Source organism: Granulicella aggregans (assembly GCF_025685565.1).
GTDB lineage: Bacteria > Acidobacteriota > Terriglobia > Terriglobales > Acidobacteriaceae > Edaphobacter > Edaphobacter aggregans_B.
Genome location: NZ_JAGSYE010000001.1, coordinates 590,311 through 613,122 on the forward strand (window position 1 = coordinate 590,311; position 22,812 = coordinate 613,122).

Here is a 22,812-nt window from a genome sequence, read left to right on the forward strand (position 1 = left end):
CTCTTGAAGCAAGAAAAATCCGGAGACGCCGCCCAACTGCGGCCGCGCCTCCGGGTGCGAAATTCGAAAACTACTTGATGGTTCCGTTCATCCCAGCCGGATAGAAGACACCCTTATTGCCTGCACCACCACCGGTGACGATCTGCAGTACCTGCTGAGGGGTGCGCGCAAATCCCTGGCTGTAGCTGGTCGCAGCGCTCGATTCACTGATGTCCACGTCTACCAGCGTGGTCACGGGGTAGGTTGCCGAAGTTCCCTGCAACGCTACGGTCGTGTTCATGATGCCGAAGTCGTCCTGCGAGAGCGGCTTGCCACCGGGGTTCGCCAGTGCGGAGCGCGTCGCCGAGATCTTCTGCGTATATCCAAGCAGCGTTCCCGAGCCCGCATCCAGCCGGTTGATCGAGAGACGAACCAGGCCCGCGTGATAGGCCTCGACCGCGTGAATACCGACGGCTGCTGTCAGTGTCGACTTACTACTGATCGACCCTGCAGCACCGTGATACGCGGTCACGCCTACGTCTTCGAAGATGTACGCACCAATGAGGAATGTCGCGTCGCTGGCGAACGGATCGAAGGCCGGTCCGATGCCAGCAGCCGCAGCTAGCGTGTTGAACGAGGTGTAAAGGTCGATGTTGGGCATCGAAACCGCAGCGGTACTGAGTGCGCCCTGAAGGAAGGTCACGTGCTTGCCTTCTTCGATCGCTGTCTCTGCGGCGTAGGCTGCGATTGCCGTATCGGTGAACGGCACCTTCGCGAAGTTGGGCTTGAGCGCCACCGTTCCGCCGGTTCCACCGTTGACGCTGATCGGAATCGGTGTCGGCAGGTGGTCGATGGTGACGCCGGAGACGGCGAGGTTGTAGAACTGGGCCTCGAGGTACTCGAGGTTCAGCGCGAAGTTGAGGATGTCCGCGTCAGTCAATGCAGTCGTTTGTGCATTCGCCTTGGTCACTCCGGCTACAGCGAGGCCGGCGAGTGCGGCGCTACCCAGCGAAAGCATCTTGCGGCGGCTCTTGACGATGACTTCGTCCAGTATCTGTGTCTCTAAATTTGCCATGGGGTCCCTGTCCTTAAGATGCGGTTACGCTGATGTTGCCGTTGAGTCCGTTGGGGAAGAATGCGCCGCTCTTGACGCCGGCAGCGGGAGCCGCACCATAGACGATGTGCAGCACCTCGTCTGTCGTGCGCGCGAAGGCGATGGCGTTGGCGGAGCTCGCCGCGACGATGCTGTTGATGCTGAGCGTCGTCTCGTTGCCGCCACCCAGCGTCCCGCGAAGGACGGAGATCTGGTTGGCTGCGGTCAGGTAAGTCTGCGATGCTCCGGAGACTGAAGCTGCACCGGCGATGATCGTGCGGATGATGCCAGCGTGGTAGGCCTCAACCGCCTGAATGCCAGCCGCAGCACTGAGGTTGGCAACCGAGGTAAGTAGAGCAGCCGCTCCCGTGTACGCCGTGACGCCCACATCTTCAAACGCGAAGGCACCGACGAGGAAAGAGTTCTCATCCGCGAAGGCGTTGAACGTCGATCCGATTCCAGCCGCCGATGCGACTGCGTTGAAGCCAGCCGTCAGGTCGATGTTCGGCCGAGCGACGGCAGACGATCCGAGCGCGGCGCGCAGCAGGCGGACATGGTTCAGCTCATCCTGCGCGATCATATTCGCGTAGTTGGCGTAGGCCGAAGTCGCGAACTGTACCTGAGCGCCACCCGTTACCGTCCCAGCGCCTGAACCGGCATCCGTGGATGAGAGGCCATTGCCGGTCGCGGCGCGAAGATAGAACTCTGCTTCGAGATACTCGAGGTTCAGCGCAAAGTTGAGATAGTCGGCGTCTGTAAGAGTTGTCGCAGGCGGCGTTACCGGGGTGGTGGTTGAGGTACTGTCGCCGCATCCCACAAGGACGGCAGCGGCAGCCACGGTGCCCGAACCCACAAGAAAGTTCCTGCGCGAAAGGGCTTTATCTACAAGATTTGTCAGTTTCGTTTCCACAATATGCCTCTCCTTGTAACGAGTGCGTTGCGACGCAGTCCCGCGCTGCCGCAGCAAGCCGTGCCAGCGCGCCGTTACTCAATCAACCAGGGATGTTGGGGGCATGAACAACGTGCGACGGTCCCGAGCGGAACCGCCTTGAAACAGGCCCAGGGTCAAGTGGACTACTCCACCTGTATTGCTCTGAGAACGGCATCTGATACCGACTGGATTGCACAAAAGTTTTCTTATTCTGCATCCGAAAAAAGGTTGCCTGCGTACTTCGAGACCGTTACAAGAAAGGCAATTTAGAATTGATCCCATGACAATTGCAGCGAAGATACAGACCGACATCATTACCGCGATGAAGGCCAAGGACGAGCACAAGCTGACCACGCTGCGCATGGTGAAGTCCGCGCTGAAGAACAAAGAGATCGACAAGCGCGAGCCGCTGACCGACGCCGAAGAGGCGCAGATCCTGACCACGCTGCTGAAGCAGCGGCGCGAGTCCGTCGAGTCCTTCACCAAGGGCGGACGGCCAGAGCTTGCGGCAAAGGAGCAGGAAGAGATCGCGATGATCGAAGGCTACCTCCCGCAGGCAGCCAGCGAAGAACAGATTCGCGAAGTCGTCCAAGGCGCGATCGCGACCCTCGCCGAAGCCGGCACCAAGCCCGGCATGAAAGACATGGGCGCGGCGATGAAGGTAGTCCAGCAGCGCATCCTCGCCGATGGCCTGCGCGCCGACGGCAAGCTGGTCAGCGAGATCGTCAAGGCCGAGTTGGCGAAGTAGTAGCTCTATCTGCCGGCCCGGTTCCAGACATAGGCGACGCCGCCCATAATCGTCCGGCCGGGCAGAGGAACTCCGGGAATCTCCTCGTAGCCAGTGTTTGAGAGATTGATAAGACGGAGATACGGCTGTACGCGGCCCTGGCTGCGGGCGATCGAGAGATCCCACAGCGGATACACAGTGTGCTGGGTCCGCTGCACTGCCGCTACCTGCGTCCGCGCGATGACCTGATGCAGAAGCTCGCCACTCCAGGAGAAGACCGCTCGCTGCGCGGCATAGTTATACGCGTACTCGGAGATGAGGCCTGCCGGTGGCGCAGCCGCCCTCACCGCAGTGTAGGAAAGCCCGATCTCCTGCGATCCGGAGAGCCGCACATGCGCGCTCGTCTCAGCGCCGGTGAAGTTAAGGTGATCGACGTTGATCGCCTGCCACTTATCAGCCAGCGAATACTTGCTGTAGTCGATGGCGTTGTGTTGATTCAACTGGAAACCCGTCGCTGAGAAGCGGAACCGTCCGCCAGGCGTCCAGTCGAGACCACCCTCGTAGCTCCACGAGGTCTCGGGCTTGAGGTTCGGATTGCCGATCGTGGTTGGGTCGGAGTAGTTCAAGTCGACGTAGGTAGGCAGGCGAAATCCGTGCCCCGCCGCACCGCGCAGCCTGAGGTTTCCAGTCAAGCGAAACGCTTCGGCGAAGCTCGGCGAAAAGACGTTGTCCCCGCCGCTCAGAACCTCTTCGCGTGCTCCAATTGTGAGTGAGAGGCGTTTGAACTCGTGCAGATTGAGATTCGCATAGCCCGCGCCCTGATTTCTTCCATGGTGGCCGAGGTTGGAGCTGGCGATGGTATCGGCATCGGCCTCCAGGCCGTAGGAGACAGTGCTTTGTTTGCCTAGATCGTCAGTCCGGCGAAGTGCGCCTTCCCAATTGCTCGCAACATGGTTGTTCTCATAGATGCTCGGCTGGCCGTCGAAGAGGACAAAAAGATCCGTGTGCTTGAGGTACGCAAAGTCGAGCGCGGTCTTCGGTCCCAGTTGCTGCTGCACCGACCCGAACCATCCCTTCGTCCGCTCCCACGAGGGATACGGTCCATAGAAGAGATTGGCCCCGTAGGGGCGATCGCTCCCGGCTACAAGGATGTCGGTTGTGCCAAGTTCGCTGTGGTGCAGCCAGGTCTCGGCGGCGAGGGCGTTCGAGTGATAGCCGCGATCGTTGCTCCCGCCGGAGTAGAAGCCGTTTGAGGTGTCGCGGCTGCCGGTGAGTTGACCATCGATAGCGTCGAGATGAAGGCCCGCCTGCAGATGCTGTTCTTCGGCTCCGAGGTTGCCGAAGCCCGCCTTGGTGATGATCGAAGTCACGGCTGGTGGGCGCGTGATCAGGTTCACCGCTCCGCCGATGGCGTCCGAACCGTAGACCGTCGAACCCGAGCCGTGCAGGACATCGATCCTCGCGATCGCCTCGAGCGGGACGGGGATATCGAGGTTCAAGTGGCCGGTCTCGGGATCGTTGATCCGCAGCCCGTTCACCAGCACGAGCGTCTGCTCGAAGGTCGTTCCCCGAATCGAGAGGTCGGCCTGAACGCCATTGCCCGCACGCGATTCCAGGTTCAGCGCCGCGTCCTGCCGCAGGTAGTCGACCGGATTGTTGAAGAGCAGGGGATGCTCGCGGAGGTCGAACTGGACGACGGAGCGTTCGGGAAGGTCTTCAGAGAAGAGCATGGGCTCGACCGTGGTCACGTCGACGCTGAGCTTCACCTGCGGGAGAGGAATAGGGGCTGGAGACAGGGGAACGGGAGCTGGCTCCTGAGCTATCGAAACCGCCGAAACAAGAGGGCTGAGGCACAACAGGAACAACGTCGAACGCATGGAACTCGCTTCAAAAGCCGGAAGATTGAATGGGAGAAAGGTTCGAAGCTCACGGGCCGTACGAGCTTCCTCGGGGTCCTTCGGCTTCGTTCGGCGCGTACCCGCCGAACGAAGCTCAGGATGACGGCAGTTCCCTTTACACGTTTACTCGCGGATGATCTTGACGAAGACGCCTTCGGGCAGCCTCTCCTCGCCGAGGATATGAATGACGCCGTCACGAGTGAAGCCGCGCAGCATCGCGCCTGAACTGGCAACCTGCGGAACCGCAGGCTTCTGAGCATAGGCGATCGGCACCGGCGGGGCAGTGGATCGCACAGGATAAGGTGTTGCCCTGGGAGCCGTAGGCGCAGTGGAACCCGGCTTCTTCATTCCCCGATCCATCGCCTCGTTCGCGAGCCGGTCGGCGTCCTTATTCTTGTGCCGGAGTGCGTGGCTGATCTCGAACCCCTCCAGCTTAGCGATCCGGCGCTTGGCCTCGTCGTAGAGCGGCTTCAGGTCGGGGCTCTTGACCTGGTACTTGCCCTGGATCTGCTTCACCATCAGCTCGGAGTCTGAGACCAGCTTCAACCGCGAATGGCCGTGATCGAGCGCGTACTGCAGGCAGCCCAGGAGTCCCGAATACTCCGCGAAGTTGTTTGTTTTGAAGCCGAGGAACTCTGAAAGCTCGGCGATCACGCTGCCATCCGCCGCCTGAATGAGCGCCCCATACCCCGCCGGACCAGGATTTCCCCGGGCTCCGCCGTCGCAGTGGGCGGAGATCCACTCGCCTCGCTTCGCAGCGTCTTTCGAGACCGGGGAGGGACCTTCACGGTCGGTAAACAAGGAGTTTCGGCTTTCAGGAGCAAGGGTGGAACGGGTGGTCATGGCTCCAGTCTACCGAACTGGAAACTCAAAGACAGGGGCCAGGAATTCGCTGCGAATTTTTTTGCCGCACTCGCTCACTTTCCACCGCAATCCGTGTCTATCAATGTGAACGAACAGTTCCTGACTCCGGAGTCGGAAACAGATGAATGCAGAAGCGTTAGGCCTCACCCCAGACGGCGAGTTCGCCCTCCAGACCACCTCACCCTCGGGATCCTCGCGGGCGAGCCGAGTAAGCCCCTTCGCTCTAGCACTTGGAGCGCAACCCGCTCTGCTGCGCAATTCGGCCACGTTATCGGTAGAATCATTGCCAGCGATGCCGAAGATCGGGACACACTCGGAAGAGCGCCACCAGCGCTCGGGACGCGGTGGAAAGCTCACCCAGGCGCAGATGGACGCCCGCGCTCTGCAGCGCACCGAGGACGACGATCTGATTCGCGAGGCGCAACGCGGAGAGCGCGCGGCCTTCGACTCGCTGGTTCGGCGCTACGACCAGTCCGTGCTTCGCCTGGCGCTGCATATGCTGGGCAATGAGCAGGACGCCCAGGATGTTCACCAGGAGGCCTTTATCAAGGCGTACCGCCACCTTGGGAACTTCCGGTTCGAGTGCTCGTTCTACACCTGGCTATACCGGATCGTGACGAACCTGTGCCTCGACCAGCTTCGCCGCCGCAAGTCGCGCCGTGAAGACCCGGCGACCGTGCTCGACGCCAGCGGCGACGAGATGGACCTTATGGCGAACGTCCCTGACACCCGGGCGATGGCGAACCCGGGCCGCGAGCTCGAGCGGAAGGCGATGAGCGAGTCGATCAGCGACGCGTTAAACCAGTTGACGCCGCGCGAACGCACGGTCTTCGAGTTGAAGCACTACCAGGGGTTGAAGCTGCGCACCATCGGCGACATGTTGAACACGACGGAGGAGACGGCGAAGAATACGCTTTTCCGGGCGACAAGAAAACTAAGGCTCAACCTGGCCAATATCAGGTAGTGAGTGGGTAAGGATCTACCCGGCGCAAGCTCCACGCCGGTTTGAAGCGAGATGACGAAGGGCGAGTTGCATAGACCCGACGCATAGCGGTACATCTTTGAGGCTGAAGAGGCGGAAGCACATGAAGTGCGAAATTGCTCAACAAAATATGGTCTTTGCCGGATACGGCGAACTCCACGACGAACAAATCGACGGACTTGAAGAGCACCTTGCGGGCTGCGAGGCTTGCAGGCAGGAGTTCGAGGAACTGAAGCTTCTACAGGAGCAGCTTGCGCTGTATCCCATGCTCGAACCTTCGCCCAACCTTCTCGCCCAATCGCGGATGCGGCTGGAAGAAGAGCTGGACCAGATTCCGGCGCACGGCTTCTTCACTCACTGTCGCAGCCTCTTCTTCGGCTCGCTCGCCAGCATCCGCCAATCACCCGCTCTTACCGTGCTTCTGATTGGCGCGGGATTCTTTGGCGGCTTCCTCACCAATCGGTACCAGGCGAGGAACGCACCTCACCTTTCCGGCACGTTTCACTTTAGAAACGAGGCCAATAGCAGCATCGCCAACATTACTGGAATTGTGCGCACCCCAGAGTCCGAAGTCGTTCAAGTGACCTACAACAAGGTCACACCCGAGACCGTGCAAGGCTCTCTGGACGAGCCGGAGATCCGCAAGCTGCTGATGCTGGGCTCGATGGAGCGCGGGACGAACAGCGTGCGCGAGGACTCCGTCGCGCTGCTGGCGAAGGAATGTATTGCTGGACATCGCTGCTTGCCGGCGGGCCATGGCGATACAGCCGACGGCGAAGATATCCGCACCGTGCTGATGGTTGCCCTGCGCTACGATCAGAATCCAGCAGTTCGCCTGACTGCTCTCGAAGGCCTTGAGCCCTATGTGGCCAAGGATAAGCGCGTCCGCGACGCGATCCTCGAATCCATGGTGCACGACCCCAGCATGACCGTCCGGCAGGCGGAGTTCAAAGCGATCCCGCCGGTACAATCGGACTCCAGCGTGCGCCAGGTGCTTCGCAAGCTCTCGGTCGAGGACGAGAACCCGTACATCCGCACCGCCTCGTTCAATGCCTTACAAAGCTCTGGCGATATTCAGTAAACTCCGGCAGTCTATATCCATTGAAGTAACCGACCTGCCATGATCTCGACGACGTCGACACCGACAAGACAACCGAACCGGATGGCCGGGGCTGCCATACTGGCCATCGCGCTTGGCCTGCCGTCGCTGTGCCCAAGCCCTGCCGCCGCGCAGCAGATGCATATTGGCCTGATAGCATTTCCCCTCGGCGGCCACGGCGGAGCCCGCGGAGCAGCAGCCGCACCCGCAAGTGCGCCTTCGGGCTTCCTCGGAATCGGCTTCCGCGATGTCACTGAAGATCGCCTGACGCTGCTCAAGTTGAAGGAGGCTCGCGGAGCCGAAGTGACGCAAGTCGACCACGACGGTCCAGCGGGAATCGCCGGCCTCACCGAACATGACGTGATCCTCCAGGTGAATGGTCAGTCGATCGAAGGCGAGGAGCAGCTTCGCCGCATCCTGCACGAGACGCCGGTCGGCCGCAACGTCACGATCCTCTTCAGCCGCTACGGCCAGCAGTTGACACTCACCATGCAGACGGCCGACCGGGCCGTGCTCGAGCGTCAGGCCTGGGAGCAACACCAGAGCGTCCCCGATCCTTCGCGCACCTCAGGATTTCACGGCGGCAACAGCTTCATGGGCGGGACGACAATTAATAACAACACACCCATCACCGCCCCACCCGATCCACATGGGCACAGCCTGATCCCGTCGATGCTGCTGAACTCGTCCTATACCGGCGTGGTGTTGGAGATGATCGGGCCGCAGCTTGCCCAGTACTTTGGCTCGCAGGGCGGAAACGGCCTTCTGGTGCGAAGCGTCGACCCTAACAGCCCGGCAGCAGCCGCTGGACTGCGTGCCGGCGATGTCGTCGTCCGCGCCAACGCGGTCATCGTAACCGGTACAAGCGAGTGGTACAAGCTCGTCCGTGAGAATCGGGGCAAACCCGTCTCCGTCGTGATCGTCCGCGACCGCCAGGAAGAAACTCTGGTCCTTGTACCCGACTCGAAGAAACGCTCCAGCATCGAAGGTCTGAAACCCTGGCAGCAGAGTGCCACGATCGACCAGGCCCACGCCGGCGTTCCTGAGATCAACTAATATCGCTCTGCGGTACCGTTCGCCAACAATCCCTCCGCATTTCATCCCGAACCCGGTCGCCGTGGCGTAAACTTGCAGCCATCTGCAATTTACCTTGCCTATGTCCTATCGGAGGATCCATGAAATCTCTTCTCAAGCTCAATATTGTCGCTGCGTGCGCCCTTACGGCCATCGCCGCATTTGGTGCGGACGCCACCCCGAAGACGGTAACGGTCGATGGTTGGATCAGTGAGACGGGTTGCGGCGTCGAGCACGCCAGCTCCAAGGGCGCAAACCCCGGGTGTGTCGCCAAGTGCATCAAGGAAGGCGCGAAGCCGATCTTCGTTGACGACGCCAAACAGCAGATCTGGAGCATCGACAATCCGGATGCCGTCAAGGACCACTACGGCCATCACATCAAGTTCACCGGCACCGAGGACGCAACCAAGAAGCAGGTACACATCACCAAGGTGACCATGCTGGCCGACCAGGGCGCCAAGACCGACAGCATGATGAAGTAGTCTTTACTTTCCTCAGCCGAAATGCCAGGGCACCCCATCCATGCGCAGTCTCATCGCGCATGGGTGGGGTACCCTGCTCTACGCCTGACAGCAGACTCTTTCCCTGCATGTAAAATTAAAGCCATGGCTTCGCAGACTCAAAGCGTGGAAACTCCCGCCGTTCGAACGATCAAGGACGTCAAACCTTCGAGCAAGGGCACCCGGCGCATGAAGGCCGTGACGCGCAAGCTCCGCGAACTTGGCTCAATCGGCTCCGCCCTGGCCTCGACCGGCCACCCGTACATGGCGCACATCGTGCCCATGCGGCGCTGCAACCTCGCCTGTACCTACTGCAACGAGTTCGATGACTTCTCCGACCCCGTCGCGGTCGATGAGATGCTCCGCCGCATCGACCACCTCGGTCGCCTCGGCACCTCGGTCATCACCATCTCCGGCGGCGAGCCGCTGCTGCATCCCGAGCTTGACCAGATCATCGCTCGGATTCGCAAGACCGGTGCCATCGCCGGCATGATCACCAACGGCTACCTGCTGATGCCCGAGCGCATCGAGCGCCTGAACCAGGCCGGCCTCGACCACATGCAGATCTCGATCGACAACGTCATGCCCGACGAGGTCTCGAAGAAGTCGCTCAAGGTCCTCGACAAGAAGCTGGAGATGCTGGCCGAGTACGCCGACTTCCACGTCAACATCAACTCGGTCGTCGGTGGCGGAACGCCCCCGCAGGACGCTCTGGTCGTCTCCGAACGCGCCCTAGGCCTCGGCTTCAGCTCGACCATCGGCATCATTCACGATGGCAGTGGCCAGTTGAAGCCTCTCGGCGAAGAAGAACGCAACGTCTGGGACAAGGTCCGCAACTTGACCCGCCGCAGCTACTCCCGCTTCAACCACTTCCAGGAAGCCATCGCCAACGGCAAGCCGAATGACTGGCGTTGCCGGGCGGGCGGGCGCTATCTCTACATCTGCGAGAACGGCCTGGTGCACTACTGCAGCCAGCAGCGCGGCTATCCCGGAGTTCCGCTCTCCGGATACCAGACGGCGGACGTGAAGCGGGAGTTCCTGACTGAGAAGAGCTGCGCTCCGAACTGCACCATCAGCTGCGTGCACCAGGTCAGCTACATCGACCACTGGCGCGCGCCGCAGACCTCGCAAATCACGCCTGGATCGACGTCACATGGCTCGCCTGAGCTGGTGCAGATTCGCTAGCGGAAGCGGCCTTTCATTCGAATTGCCACCAGAGTCCGGGTGCCCCATCCATCGCGCCGCTGGCTTTCGCGATGGGTGGGACGTAAGACGCGTCCGCGCTGTCTTTACAGGCCGGACTGCTTCTTCGCCGTAGTCTTAGCCGCTGGCTTCGCAGCCGTAGCCGGTCCTGCCTGCGCCAATGCCTGGTCGATCGTCTGGTAGAGATAGTTCGGATCCATGATCTGGGTCCAGCCCTTGGTCGTGACTACGAAGATGGTCGGCGTCTGGCTCAGACCAATCCGCTCACCCAGCGTCTCGTCAGCCTGCACCTCGGCGCGGAATAGACCGCTCGGGTCCATCACGAACGGCATGTTCTGGCCGTGCTGCTGAAACCACCGCCGCGTGAAGTTTTCGAGATCGTCCTTGCTGGCAATGGCCGTCTGGGAGGCAAAGACATCGCGGCGGAAGTCTTCGGCCACCTTGGGCGAGACCTTGTCCTGGAGGTAACGCGCGGTGATGGCCGCGTCGAAGCTCCAGACGTGCATCTTCAACGGAAAGTCATGCCGAACCAGCGGAATCTTGTAGCGTTCAATCGCCGAATGGACGATGGGGAACGCATGCGCACAGGCCGGGCACTCCAGGTCCTCGAACTCGTAGATCGCAACCTTCGCGCCTGCCGGCGGCTTCACCATGGAGGTGTCGCGGAAGCTGTTCCCCTTGCCCGGAGGAACCGCGTTCTGGGCCAGAGCCGGAAGGCTGGCAGTAACGATAAGGGCAGCGGCGAAGAGCGAGCGAGCGAGCGAGCGGTTCATGGCAGTTAGACGCATAAGGTTCCTGTTCTTCTCCAGCACCCCCATTTTAGATGGAATCGCAACCCCGTGACAGTCTGAGTCTCTACTTTGGCTTCGGCGGCGCGACAGCAATTGCACTACAAATGGGGCATAGCGGCTGGAGCCGGAGCGATCGGCCAAGGAATTTCGCAACCTCAGCCGGTTCGTGGCACTCTAACTAAAGTGAAGATGAGATCGCGCTGTACCTCCACAACAACTTACGGGATATCCCGGGCTGTGATCGCACCGGCTCTGGCGCTCGCCTTCGGCGCAGCCAGCCTCGTCGCGCAGGCTCCTTCCGACCTGCCCGAGGCCCCGACACCGAATGTCGCGACGATCAACCGGACCCTCACCGCGGGAACGAACGGCTTTCCCATCCTCACGGCCACTCCCGCGCCCCTGCGTCTCAGCCTTGACGACGCCATTGATCAAGGGATGGAGTACAACCTGCAACAGGTGCTCGCCCAGCAGAACGAGCGCGCGATTCACGGCGAGATCCTCACCGTCGGCAATGCCCTGCTTCCGAATCTCACCGCCCAGGTCAAATCCACCGCCCAGGAGCTGAATCTCGCTGCGATGGGCTTCAAGCCGTCCTCGCTCGCGGGCCTCGACATTCCCGCCGGCTCGTTCGCCGAGATCGTCAAGGTAAACACCACCTCCGCGCAGGTGAACGTCAACCAGGCGCTCTTCAATCTACCTGCCTATGAGTTCTATCGCGCCGCGCAGAAGGCAGAGCTGGTCGCCCAGTTGACCACCAAGCTGGGCCGCGGAAATGTGGCGCTCAGTGTCGGCACGCAGTATCTTCAGTGCCTCGCGGACGCCTCGCAGATCACGAACGCCATTGCGCTCGAAAAGTCCGACGAAGTCGCCCTGCGCCAGGCAACGCTCTCGCATGACGCCGGCGTTGGCATCAACCTGGACGTGCTTCGCGCCAAGGTGCAGCTTCAGAACCAGCAGCAGGTCCGCATCAGCGCCGAGAACAAGCTCGCGAAAGACAAGATCTCGCTTCTGCGCCTGATCGGTCTTCCCGCCGACCAGGAACTTGAACTGACCGATACAGTTCCCTTCGCGGATTACGGAGTGATGACCCGGCCCGAGGCTCTGCAGCTCGCCTTCACACGACGCAAGGACTATCTGTCGCTTCTGGCCCAGCTCGAGGTCGCACAGCGGACTCAGAAGGCCGTCCGCTACCAGCGCCTTCCGACCCTCTCCGCCAACGGCTTCTACGGCGTTCTGGGCGAGACGACGGGCCTTTACCACGGCGACTTTGTTGCCGCCGGAAAGCTGCAGTTCCCCATCTTCCAGGAGGCGACGCTGCGCGGCGAGACCGAGGTTGCCAACGCCCAGATCGACAAGGTCCGCCAGCAGATCGCAAGCGTCAAGACCGACATCGACCAGCAGATCCGCTCCAACATGCTGGACGTTCAATCCAATGCGGAGCTGGTAAGGGTCGCCCGCAGCAACGTAGAGCTCTCAAGACAGGAGCTCTCGGACGCTACCGACCGGTTCTCGGCGGGTGTTACCGACAATCTTCCCCTGGTCCAGGCGGAGGCAACACTGGCAGCCGCCCAGGACCGCCTCGTGCAGAGCGAGTTTCAGTACAACCGCTCGAAGCTTGCGCTGGCCCGCAGCATCGGCGTCGTGGAGACGCAGTACAAGAGCTACCTGGGTCGCTAAACGTCGATCCAGTTTGTGTGCCTCGCAAATCAATCCCACCTTGGTTTTATAAAACCGAAAAAAAACTGTATTTCTCCAGTGACCGCTCCGTATGACTTCGCATACTATGGGCTTTCTCTTTAGAGAGAGTCTTTAGGGCGACCTTGCCGTTGGAGTGCCGGAGCTTTCTCACTGGTCCAGCCGGAACTATCCGTCGGTCAAGTTTGCCCACGTCCTGACGGAACATCGAACTGAGGGGTAACAAGATGGCAGTCAACGCGTATCTGACGCTCAAGGGCCAGAAGCAAGGGATGATTGCGGGCCCAGTCACCGATAAGGGCCGGGAAAACAGCATGGAGCTGCTCTCGTTTTCCAATAAGATCGTAAGCCCGCGCGACCCTGCCTCCGGTCTGGCGACAGGAAATAGGCAGCACCAGCCCATCTGCATCGTCAAAGAGATCGACGAAGCCTCAACGGCACTGCGCAGCGCCTTCGTCGACAACGAAAACCTCACCTCGTGGGCGCTACAGTTCTGGACCGCAGGCGCGGTCGATCCCGTGATGGATACCGAGATCTACACCATCCGCCTGACCAACGCGAGCATCGCGTCGATCCGCGAGTTCCTGGTCGAGAGCGAAGACCCCGCCAACAACGGCCTGCCGCTGCGCGAAGAGATCACCTTCACCTACCAGAAGATCGAATGGATCTGGACCGAAGGGGAGACCACGGCTGAGGACGACTGGCAGTCGCAGGCATAGGAGGCGAAGAAATCGTCATCTCGACCGAAGCATTGCGGCTTCATCGCAATGCGGAGTGGAGAGCCCCCCGCATTGGCTTTCCTTCTAAAGCTACTTCTCTGAGTACTTCGTCTCGATGGCCGCCGTGGACTTCAACTCCCTCGCCCGCTGCTCCACCGCCTTCATTACCCGCAGCAAGTTGCCGCCGTAGATCTTCTTGATGTCCTCAGCCGAGTAGCCCTTCTCAAGCAGCGCCCGCGTCAGCGCCGGGAACTTGTCGTAGGAGTCAAGTTCCTTCGGCACGCAGCCCACGCCGTCGAAATCGGTGCCGATGCCGACGTGGTCGATGCCGCCCACCTTCACCGCGTGGTCGATCTGTGCGACCACATCGGCCAGCGTTGCCGGGGGAATCTTGCCGCCCACCGAAGCCTCAAGCGCCTCCATGGCCGCCTTCTTCTGCTCCGGATCCTGGATCTTCAGGACCTCAAGATACTTCGCGCGCATCTCGTTCATCAGAGGCTTCGACTTGTCGTAGTACTCCTGCGAGAGGAAGTCACAGCCGAAGTTGATCTGCATCGTTCCACCCTTGGCCGCCAGTGCCTTGATCATCTCGTCGGTCATGTTGCGCGTAAAGTTCGAAACTGCCCGGCACGCCGAGTGCGACGCGATGATCGGCGCAGTGCTGGTCTCGAGCGCGTCGTAGAACGTCTTGTCGGCGACGTGCGAGATGTCGACCATCATGCCGAGCCTATTCATCTCGCGAACGACATCCTTGCCGAACGGCGTCAGGCCGTTGTGCTTGGGCACGGAGGCGTCGTCGACATCGCCCTGCGAGTCCGCCCAGTGGTTCGTGTTGAAGTGCGTCAGCGTCATGTAGCGCACGCCCAGCGCATAGTAATCGCGCAGCAGCCGTAGCGAGTCCTCGATGGCATGGCCGCCTTCGATTCCCATCAGCGCGGCGATCTTGTGGTCTTTGTGCGCGGCGATGATCTCGTCGGCGGTGGTCGCGAAGACAAAGTCGTTCGGGTGCGCCGCGACCACGTCCGTCCTTACCGTGTCGATCATCTCGAGCGCCCGGTTGGCCGCGTGATTGTCCTTCACATACTCCGCGCCCACGTAGACGGCGAAGAACTCCGCGCCAAGATATCCCTTCATGCGCGGCAGATCGGTCTGGCCGGTCTTGTTCGGCGTCCCAATGTCGTAGCCTTCGACCGTCCGCGAGGTGACATCGTTGTGCGTGTCGATCAGGATGGCTTCGCGCGTGATCTTTGCAACCTCGGCGTCGGTGACTTTGTGCTGGGCAAATGCGGGAGAGGCTGTCAGGAGAGCGACGGCGGCTAGACGTGTGAGGCTGGGCAAGGCGGTTCCCTTTCGTGCAATCTTTTCATTACTCGATCATTGAGCTTATACGTCCCACCCATGACGATGAAACTGTCATGGATGGGGCACCCGGTCGACGGTGGCTGTAATAACGAAGCCCCGGCGAGAGTGCGGCCGGGGCATCGTTGACTTGAGGTTGATCTACGCGAGGTCAGGAAGGCCGTTGCCTTCGAAGGGGTTGTGGAGAGCAGCCGTTGCTGGCTTGTCCATGACTTCCTTGAACGCCACCTTGAACTTCGCCATGTCATCCGGGCTGCCCACGGTGACGCGAACCATGTTCGGCCAGATCGGCCAGGTCCGCCCGATGAAGACGTTCTTCGCCTGCATCTCTGCGATGACGCTCTTGCCGTTACGGCCAGTGTCGATCATGAAGCAGTTCGACTGTGACGGGATGAACTTGTAGTTATTCTTCGCGAGGAAGTCGAAGGTATCGTTGCGGATGTCGCCGATGATCTTCTTGCGCGTCGGCACGAGCTCTGCATCAAGCAGACTGACGTTCGCGGCAGCGGAGCCGGTGATGGGCATCGCGTTCTGCCCGTAGGCTTCGAGCTTCTTCAGAAGGTCAGGACGGCCAACCGCGAAGCCGCAGCGGATACCGGCCATGCCGTAGACCTTCGAGAAGGTGCGCAGGACGATCACATCCTTGTCCGCAGCAACCATGTCGAGCACCGAGGGCGAATCCGAGAGATGGATGTAGGCCTCGTCGACGAGCACGATCGCGCCCTTCGGCTTGTTCGCTACGGCCCAGGCAATGTCTTCCCTGCTGGTGAGCGTGCCGGTCGGATTGTTGGGGTTGCAGATGTAGATCACGCCTGCGTTAGGATCTGCGGCAACCATCGCCTTCACGTCGTGCGCGTAGGTCGAAGTGAGCGGCACCTTGCTGATCTTCGCGCCGGAGATCTGCGCGGCGCGCATGCCTGCTTCGTATGACGGATCGCCGGTGACGAAGCCCGCGGTCGGCGAGGTGAACGCAAGGGTCGTGAAGTGCAGCGGCTCGGACGATCCGGCATAGACCGAGATGTAGTCCTCTTTGAGGCCGTTCTGCTGGGCGAAGGTGGTGGTCAGTTTCGCGGTCTCGCCGTCGATATCGTAACGGCCGCCCTTGTGAGCGATGGCTGCGATGGCTTCGCAGGCCGCTTTACAAGGTCCGAGCGGGTTCTCGTTCGCGTTGATCAGCACAGCGCCCTCAGGGAAGGTCATGCGGCGGCGTGGCTTTGCCGGAGCGGCCTTGCCCGCCGTAGCAGCAGCCTGCATCGCCGCCTGCGCGAAGTGAGCTTCGGTGAAGATGGGCATGGCTGCTGCGGCGGCGCCCGCAAAGCGCATGAAGGAACGGCGTGAGACGCCAGAGTTGAATCGGCTGGAATTCATGGAAGGCTCCTTAGTTGCGGAATCGTAGGAATCAGAACTTTGCTGAAGCGGGATCGACGAAACACGTCGGAAGACGGGCCGAATGCTGCAAGAGCTTCTTCAATCGGAGGAGAAGGTATCTTCACGCCGAAAAGACAAATTGTGGGTTTGGAGTCGGAGTTCGGGACGGCGGGGTCTGATTCTCCGGAGTGGGTTAACTGTAGCTCACATACGCACGTTCATCAAGAAATCCGCGAAACGACCGGTCCACAACGGCTTTACCGACAAGGATTTCAGAAGGGGATAGGCAATCGGCCGTGGTTCCTGATAGCTTGGTAAACGCTTACTCATGGTCGGACAGACGCTGTATCAGCCAGAGAGCGGAGGGTTTGAACGTGGCTATCGTTGCAGGTGTGGACTTTGGAACTTTGAGTGTACGAGTAACGCTGCTCGACAGCGAAAAGGGCCGTTTGGGCACGGCCTCCTCCGAGTACCCGCTCAACCGCAAGCGCGAGGACCCCGACTTCGCCACGCAGTCGCACGACGAGCAGATGAAGGCCCTCGTCCGCGCCACCCGCAAGGTCCTCGAAGAGACCGGCGTCGACGGCCAGCAGGTCGCCGCCATCGCGCTCGACACCACCGGCTCCAGCGTCATCCCCGTCGACGCGCACATGCAGCCGCTGAACGACTACTACCTCTGGTGCGACCACCGCGCGCTCGAAGAGGCCCGCCACATTACAGCGCTCGCACGTGCCGAAAAGCTCGAGGCCATCGAGTGGTGCGGCAACGTCTACTCGCACGAGTGGGGCTTCGCCAAGCTGCTGCACTGGCTGAAGCACAACCCCGACAGGCGCGACCAGTTCGCCACCGCGCTCGAGCACTGCGACATGGTCGCCGCCACGCTAACCGGCGTCACCGACCCCAAGCTGGTCAAGCGCAGCATCTGCGCCATGGGCCACAAGTGGATGTGGAACCCCAAGTGGGGTGGCCTGCCCTCGCAGGAGTTCCTCTCGAAGGTTGACCCGCTCTTCGACGGCATCCGCGAAAAACTTGGCGGCGAGTACCTCACCTCCGACCACATCGCCGGTCATCTCTCTGACTTCTGGGCCGCCGAGATGGGCCTGAAGGCCGGAATCCCCATTCCTGTCGGCGCATTCGACGCCCACTGGGACGCCATCGGCGCAGGCTGCAAAGAGGGCGACGTGGTCAACGTCGTCGGCACCTCGACCTGCATCATCGCCATGGCCAAGACGGCTGAGCTTGTCCCCGGAGTCTGCGGCGTAGTCCCCGGTAGCGTCGATCCAGCGCTTACCGGCATCGAAGCGGGTCTCTCCGCGACAGGCGACATATTCGAAGCGATCGCGAGGCGTGCAGGCGTAAAGGTCCGCGAGCTTGCACAGGGCATCGAGGCCTATAAGGCTGGCCAGACTGGCCTGCTCCGCCTGAGCTGGGACAACGGCGACCGCACCGTCCTAGTCAACCCTGAGCTCGGCGGCGTCACCTTCGGATGGAACCTGCTGACGACCGCTCAGGATGAGCTCTACGCGGCCATCGAAGGCACCGCGTTCCACACCCGCATCATCCTCGAGCGCATGGCCGAGCACGGTGTGCCGGTCGAGCGCGTCATCAACGCCGGCGGCATCCCGCAGAACAATCTCGTCCTGAACCAAATCTACGCCGACGTCCTAGGAAAGCCCGTGCTCGTTCCGGATGGAACACCGACCAGCCTCGGTTCGGGAATCTTCGCGCTCTTGTCAGCCGGAGTCTTCCCGTCAGTCCAGGCCGCACAGGAGAAGATCTGCCTGCCCTTCAAGACCTACACTCCCGAATCCGGTGCCGTCGCCGTCTACGAGCAGCTCTATCAGCTCTACCGTTCTGCCTACTTCGCTCTGGGCACGCCCGATGCAGAGGCGCTGCCGCTGGGCAAGATCCTTCCGGAGCTTCGCCGGATCGCTGCGATAGCGCGCAATTAGCCGTTCGCCCGTAGAGTGCACCGGTAGAGCCAGTCGCCCGACGCCCACTGTGGATAGTTGGTGCCCCATGCATTGTTGAAGAGGCAGACGTGGACTCCCTTGCGCAGATTAGGCTGCAGCCGCGAGAAGTTCAACGGCGAACGTGTGCCCAGCGCAATCACCGGGGCATCGTGCGTCGCAATATGCAGCAACGCGCCGCCCTGTCCTAGCGTGAGCGCGTCGACCGCGTGCATCGCACGGCCACCGCCGCTGACAACTTCGTCGTAATCGATGTTTTGACCTGTCTTGTAGAACGAGCATCTCAGAGGCTTGACTGCAGGCGAGTTGAATGTGAGCCACATCGCCTCCGGCATGCGGTTCGCGATCTTGCCGAGCGTCGTCAAACGCATCTCGATTACCGGCATGCTGTTGGGCAGCAGCAGCTCCATGTAGAACTCCGCAGGCCACGCGACATTGCCTGTTGCCGCGGCTTTGAAATCATCAATCTCCATGTGAAGCACGACGCGAAGGCCGTCTTTCTCATGCGAGGAGAAGGAGCGAAGGAGCTTCGGATGCCACTCCTCCGATCTTGCGTTGAAGTGCTCGATGTTGGGCTTGCCGAAGTCGCGAGGGGCCCAGTCCGCCTTGATTTGCACGTAGCGATCGAGGTAATCGGCAAAGTCCGGCTCCGAAAGAGTCTGATAAGTCAACAAGGCAATTGGCGCGGAGGATGATGCGTAATCGTACTTGTCCGCCAAAGCGATAAGGCTGACGATCGCACCTGTCTGCGAATCGATCTGCAACGTGAAGTGTCTGCCTTCGATCTTCTTCGTCACGTCGAGGGGCTTCATCGAATCTATTGAAACCTTACCCGCTTGAAGCCTCTTCAAGCTTGCCGCCGCCTGCTCGCGAAGCCCTGCTGGAAGCGTGGCGACGCCGAGATCGAGATCATCGCGCTTCTCCTGCCAGCTTGTGGTCATGGTCTTGTACGGCGGCTGATCGATCACCGCTGCAAGGTCCGCTGGCCGGTAGTGATCGTTGTCGAGATAGCTCTTCGTATCAGTACCCCACGTGTGCTCAACCGAAAGCAGCAGCCGTCGCAGAAGTTGCCGGTCAGTCGCGTCGCCCGCAGCGAAGCGATGCTCGGCGATCCACTGCTGCCGTAGCCTAGCAACCTCGCGATAACGCGCAACCTTCGCGGGATCGCTGGGAATTCCATAGATCCACGTATCGCCGATCTCTCCGGTAAAGATGGGCAATTGCGCGCGGTACGGTTCCATCGCAGCGGCGACATCGCTCAGCGTCGACGCCTCCACTTTCGCTTCAGGGAACTGCGCCCTCAGCTTTCCGTAGATCGCCCTAATCTCTTCAAGCGTGTGCGGCCCGCTGTTGTCGTTGCGCACCTCTACGGACACCGCAAGGTCCGAGCCAGGGATGCGGATCACGCTGCCGTAGTCGTGGCGGTGATAGATCATCGCCAGCGAATTGCCCTCGGCGTCGCGCCATAGAAATGCATCCGGCACATCAGGGGGAACGCTCGCCGCGTTGATGCCAATGTCGAGCATGAGAACTCCCGCAGCCTGCAGCGGAGCGATGATGCCGCGCGAATGCCCAGGCACATCCGTCATCTTGGCACCAATCGTCTTGCGGCCAAAGCGAGCATCGAGATCAGCAGAGAACCCCAGCGCACCGGCGATCATCGAGCGATCGAGCATCTCGGTCTGCCAACTGAACGGAAGAGCATGCCAGGTAATGTCACCCGCATGAATCGCGGCTTCCATCGTCTTGCGCTGTTCGGGCGTGGCCTGATCAAGATACTCGTAGAGCAACCATGATCCTGTCGTCCAGATATAGCGATCAGAGCCAGCCGCGCGCATCTCCGCAGCACGAGCCATCGCTGCCGGATAGTATTCGTCGAAGTACTTCCGCATCACCTGCGCTTGAGTCTGAGTGAATCCAACATCAAGGTGGCACTTGAAGATAATGAGGACGCGCTTTACCGGCAGCGCCTCTTGCGCGGCAGATGCGAGAAGGCGCGCTGGAGAGGCGCTTGCAGCAGCTGCGAGCGTGGCTAGTTTCAAGACGCGACGACGTTCCATGCAGACACTCCAGCAACTTAAACATGCTGGCGTCCGCGAACTGCGTGAAGAGTGCAGCCCGCGAACGCCGATTGTCGAACTAGACCGTCTCTGAAGGAACAGCAGAGAGCCTGAAGCTCACACTCTGTGAGCCAAGGCGTGGATGCTTCGCCTTGAGCGTGACCGTGCCGGCCATCTCCTTCGCGCGAACCCATACCGCCCCGGTTCCCCCAACAAGAGAGAAGGGATTCTCACCAATCAATTCGCCTGGCCCTTCAAGCGTAAACTCGATCGGATCGTCCGCGTACGTGCGCAGCGCACCGAACTCATCGGTAACGCGAAGCACGACGCGCGTGGTATCTGTACCATCGGCCAACAGAGCTTCGTCATCAGGCAGCAGAGTGAACTTCTTGTTGTTCCCATCGCCCGAGAGCGACTTCGAGATCACCTGCTTACCATCGATGAAGCCGTCGATACGCAGATCACCCCAGAACTGGTCGATCTTCTTGTAGTCGATCTCGTCCTTCTTGATGACAAACGGAGCGTACTTCAGATGCTCGAACTGTTTGCGGTCGGGATCGGCCTCGGCAGCGAGCTTCCACTCAGCGGCCGTGTTGCCCGACTCGCGGATGTAGAACTTCAAGTGCTCGCAGTTGGAGCAGATAACCATCTCGCTGAAACCGACACTCTCGTCGCTGTTGGCCCAGTGGAACGCAGGCTCGAGGACGATCTCTTCCGCAGGATCACACTGCGACTTGTAGAAACCCGCCGCAGGCTTGTTCTCGCGGAAGATGTCGATGACCCCGTGATAGCAGATTCGGTCGCCCGCACCGAAGTTCGCGTGTGTGTTGTAGTCGAACGCGCACCAGCCGATGCCGCCCGCATACTGCGGATCCGAAGCGAGCTGGTTGTGGATACGCGCATGGCGCAACGTGTGCTCGCGCTGGCGCTCGTCATCGTCGGTGGTCTTCGTCGGATAGGTGTGTCCGACAAACTCGGTGTTGAGGTACTTGCCGTGAACGGGCTTCTTCAACGGGAATCCGAAGTCGTTCATCGTGAAGACATCTTCAAGGAACTCCGACTCCTGGAAGTAGCGGATGCCGCCAGTCTGCCGTGTCGTATCGAGCGCATGGGAGAGCGCATTCGTGCGGATGTAGAAGTCGTGATCATCCTTCGACTCGTTGATGCGAACGCCCCACAAGATAATCGAGGGATGGTTCCAGTCGCGTCGCACCATGCGGCCAACATTGTCGATGGCAACCAGCTTCCACGGCTCGGGGCCGATGTGCTGCCAGCCTGGAATCTCTTCAAGCACCAGCAATCCGATCTCATCGCAACGGTCTAAGAAGTGTCTGGATTGTGGATAATGAGAGGTACGCACCAGGTTGCAATGCAGCCCCTTACGCAGGATGTCCGCATCTTTCTTTTGCACCCGCGCAGGCATCGCCTGGCCAACGAAGGGGAAAGTCTGGTGACGATCGAGGCCGCGCAGCTTGACGATCTTACCGTTCAGCGAGAAGCCGCCGTCGGTGAACATCGCCTCGCGGAAGCCGATGCGGCGCGAGTCCACATCGATCACCTTACCGTCTTTTAGCAACAGCACATGCACCGTATACAGGTTGGGCTCCTGAATATCCCAGAGCTTGATGTTCTTGAGGTCCTTGAGCGTGACGGTGTGCTTCGCCGGATCGGTCGTCGTCTGCGTGCTGGCATAAGGCGATGCCGGCGTCTCGGGATCCTTGCCCGCCGAAGGATCAGGCGACGTGTTCAACGCGATCGACTGCTCCTGCCGCGCGATCTCCTTACCCTCTGCGTCGCTCAACTTCACGACGAGGGAGTACGCGCCATCGGCGGACTCCGCAGCGATGAAGCAATCAACATCGACGAACGGCGATGCACTAAGAACGTTCTTCGGCGCGGCAAAGATGTTGTCGATATAGGTCGGCGAGACGATGCGCAGCGAGACCTCGCGATAGATGCCGCCGAAAGTCATGTAGTCAATCTCATAGCCGAACGGGGGTATGTCCGCGCGTTCGGTCGAGTCGAGATGCACCACGAGAACGTTTTCGCCCTCGGCCTTCAGATACTTCGTCAACTCGAACGAGAACGGCGTGAAGCCGCCCTTATACTCGCCGAGATTGTGGCCATTGATGTAGACCGTCGACGCGGTCATCGCGCCTTCGAAGTCGACAAAGACACGCTTGCCCTTCGCGGCGGCAGGCGTCTTGAAGCGGCGGCGATAGGTGGAGACGAACTCGTACATCTTGTCGTCGAAGTTGTGCCACGGCATCTTGATGTTCGTGTGCGGGATGACGATACGCTCGAACTTCGAGTCATCGAAGGCGGGTGTCTCCGCGCCGCTGACCTTCGTCGGGTGGTAGCGCCAGTTGCGGTTGATGGCGAGCACGGTGCGTGGGCTCTCCATCGATGCAGGCGCGGCGAAGGCGACTGCGGGAAGCGTGGTTGCGGCTGCTACGGTGGCTGAGGTCTTGAGGAATTCCCGTCTACGCATTTCGATCTT

18 protein-coding genes are annotated in these 22,812 nt (G+C 60.7%); 9 read left to right on the plus strand and 9 right to left on the minus strand.

The annotated features are described in order from the left end of the window. Positions 1 to 70: 70 nt before the first annotated feature. Entirely contained in the window at positions 71 to 1,054 is a 984-nt protein-coding gene (locus OHL18_RS02475; protein WP_263373249.1) for a ferritin-like domain-containing protein, read from the minus strand. A gap of 13 nt (positions 1,055 to 1,067) precedes the next feature. Next, positions 1,068 to 1,982 (minus strand): ferritin-like domain-containing protein, encoded by a 915-nt coding sequence (locus tag OHL18_RS02480; protein ID WP_263373250.1) that lies wholly within the window; start codon positions 1,980 to 1,982, stop codon positions 1,068 to 1,070. A 301-nt stretch (positions 1,983 to 2,283) separates the two neighbouring features. Here OHL18_RS02480 and OHL18_RS02485 point away from each other — a divergent pair, with 301 nt between their 5' ends. Beyond that, on the plus strand, positions 2,284 to 2,751 hold the full coding sequence (locus OHL18_RS02485; protein ID WP_263373251.1) for a GatB/YqeY domain-containing protein: 468 nt from the start codon (positions 2,284 to 2,286) through the stop codon (positions 2,749 to 2,751). A gap of 5 nt (positions 2,752 to 2,756) precedes the next feature. Here OHL18_RS02485 and OHL18_RS02490 read toward each other — a convergent pair whose 3' ends face one another. Beyond that, complete coding sequence (locus OHL18_RS02490; RefSeq protein ID WP_263373252.1) at positions 2,757 to 4,607, minus strand: TonB-dependent receptor plug domain-containing protein; 1,851 nt, start codon at positions 4,605 to 4,607, stop codon at positions 2,757 to 2,759. 144 nt (positions 4,608 to 4,751) lie between these two features. Further along, positions 4,752 to 5,471, minus strand: a complete 720-nt coding sequence (locus OHL18_RS02495) for a ribonuclease HI family protein (RefSeq protein WP_263373253.1) — start codon at positions 5,469 to 5,471, stop codon at positions 4,752 to 4,754. A gap of 142 nt (positions 5,472 to 5,613) precedes the next feature. On the opposite strand from OHL18_RS02495, the gene OHL18_RS02500 reads away from it, so the two are divergent. The 5 genes from OHL18_RS02500 to OHL18_RS02520 all read left to right on the plus strand — a co-directional run bounded on the left by OHL18_RS02500 (position 5,614) and on the right by OHL18_RS02520 (position 10,332). Then, the gene (locus tag OHL18_RS02500) at positions 5,614 to 6,456 is read left to right on the plus strand and encodes an RNA polymerase sigma factor (protein WP_263373254.1); all 843 of its coding nucleotides are present in this window, start codon (positions 5,614 to 5,616) and stop codon (positions 6,454 to 6,456) included. A gap of 121 nt (positions 6,457 to 6,577) precedes the next feature. Further along, positions 6,578 to 7,555 (plus strand): HEAT repeat domain-containing protein, encoded by a 978-nt coding sequence (locus OHL18_RS02505; protein ID WP_263373255.1) that lies wholly within the window; start codon positions 6,578 to 6,580, stop codon positions 7,553 to 7,555. A gap of 39 nt (positions 7,556 to 7,594) precedes the next feature. Beyond that, a complete protein-coding gene (locus OHL18_RS02510) occupies positions 7,595 to 8,629 on the plus strand; it encodes a PDZ domain-containing protein (RefSeq protein WP_263373256.1) in 1,035 nt (344 codons plus the stop codon). Between the two features lie 119 nt (positions 8,630 to 8,748). After that, positions 8,749 to 9,129 (plus strand): hypothetical protein, encoded by a 381-nt coding sequence (locus OHL18_RS02515; RefSeq protein ID WP_263373257.1) that lies wholly within the window; start codon positions 8,749 to 8,751, stop codon positions 9,127 to 9,129. Between the two features lie 207 nt (positions 9,130 to 9,336). Next, the gene (locus OHL18_RS02520; RefSeq protein WP_263374573.1) at positions 9,337 to 10,332 is read left to right on the plus strand and encodes a radical SAM protein; all 996 of its coding nucleotides are present in this window, start codon (positions 9,337 to 9,339) and stop codon (positions 10,330 to 10,332) included. A 104-nt stretch (positions 10,333 to 10,436) separates the two neighbouring features. On the opposite strand, the gene OHL18_RS02525 is transcribed toward OHL18_RS02520, so the two are convergent. Continuing rightward, entirely contained in the window at positions 10,437 to 11,138 is a 702-nt protein-coding gene (locus tag OHL18_RS02525; protein ID WP_263373258.1) for a DsbA family protein, read from the minus strand. Positions 11,139 to 11,378: 240 nt separating this feature from the next. Between OHL18_RS02525 and OHL18_RS02530 the strand changes: the two genes are divergently transcribed. Next, positions 11,379 to 12,818 carry a TolC family protein gene (locus tag OHL18_RS02530; RefSeq protein ID WP_263373259.1) on the plus strand — a complete coding sequence of 480 codons (1,440 nt, stop codon included), beginning with the start codon at positions 11,379 to 11,381 and terminating at the stop codon, positions 12,816 to 12,818. A gap of 245 nt (positions 12,819 to 13,063) precedes the next feature. Next, entirely contained in the window at positions 13,064 to 13,555 is a 492-nt protein-coding gene (tssD, locus tag OHL18_RS02535) for a type VI secretion system tube protein TssD (protein WP_263373260.1), read from the plus strand. A gap of 90 nt (positions 13,556 to 13,645) precedes the next feature. Here tssD and OHL18_RS02540 read toward each other — a convergent pair whose 3' ends face one another. Both OHL18_RS02540 and OHL18_RS02545 read right to left on the minus strand, forming a co-directional pair. Continuing rightward, positions 13,646 to 14,893, minus strand: a complete 1,248-nt coding sequence (locus OHL18_RS02540) for a dipeptidase (protein WP_263373261.1) — start codon at positions 14,891 to 14,893, stop codon at positions 13,646 to 13,648. Positions 14,894 to 15,055: 162 nt separating this feature from the next. Beyond that, on the minus strand, positions 15,056 to 16,282 hold the full coding sequence (locus OHL18_RS02545; protein WP_263373262.1) for a pyridoxal phosphate-dependent aminotransferase: 1,227 nt from the start codon (positions 16,280 to 16,282) through the stop codon (positions 15,056 to 15,058). Between the two features lie 374 nt (positions 16,283 to 16,656). Here OHL18_RS02545 and OHL18_RS02550 point away from each other — a divergent pair, with 374 nt between their 5' ends. Next, the gene (locus OHL18_RS02550) at positions 16,657 to 18,234 is read left to right on the plus strand and encodes a ribulokinase (protein ID WP_263373263.1); all 1,578 of its coding nucleotides are present in this window, start codon (positions 16,657 to 16,659) and stop codon (positions 18,232 to 18,234) included. Here OHL18_RS02550 and OHL18_RS02555 read toward each other — a convergent pair. Beyond that, positions 18,231 to 20,312: a DUF5054 domain-containing protein gene (locus OHL18_RS02555; RefSeq protein WP_263373264.1), complete on the minus strand. Its 2,082-nt coding sequence runs from the start codon at positions 20,310 to 20,312 to the stop codon at positions 18,231 to 18,233. The genes OHL18_RS02550 and OHL18_RS02555 overlap by 4 nt on opposite strands. 79 nt (positions 20,313 to 20,391) lie before the next feature. Next, a complete protein-coding gene (locus OHL18_RS02560) occupies positions 20,392 to 22,803 on the minus strand; it encodes a glycoside hydrolase family 2 protein (RefSeq protein WP_263373265.1) in 2,412 nt (803 codons plus the stop codon). Positions 22,804 to 22,812: the final 9 nt, after the last annotated feature.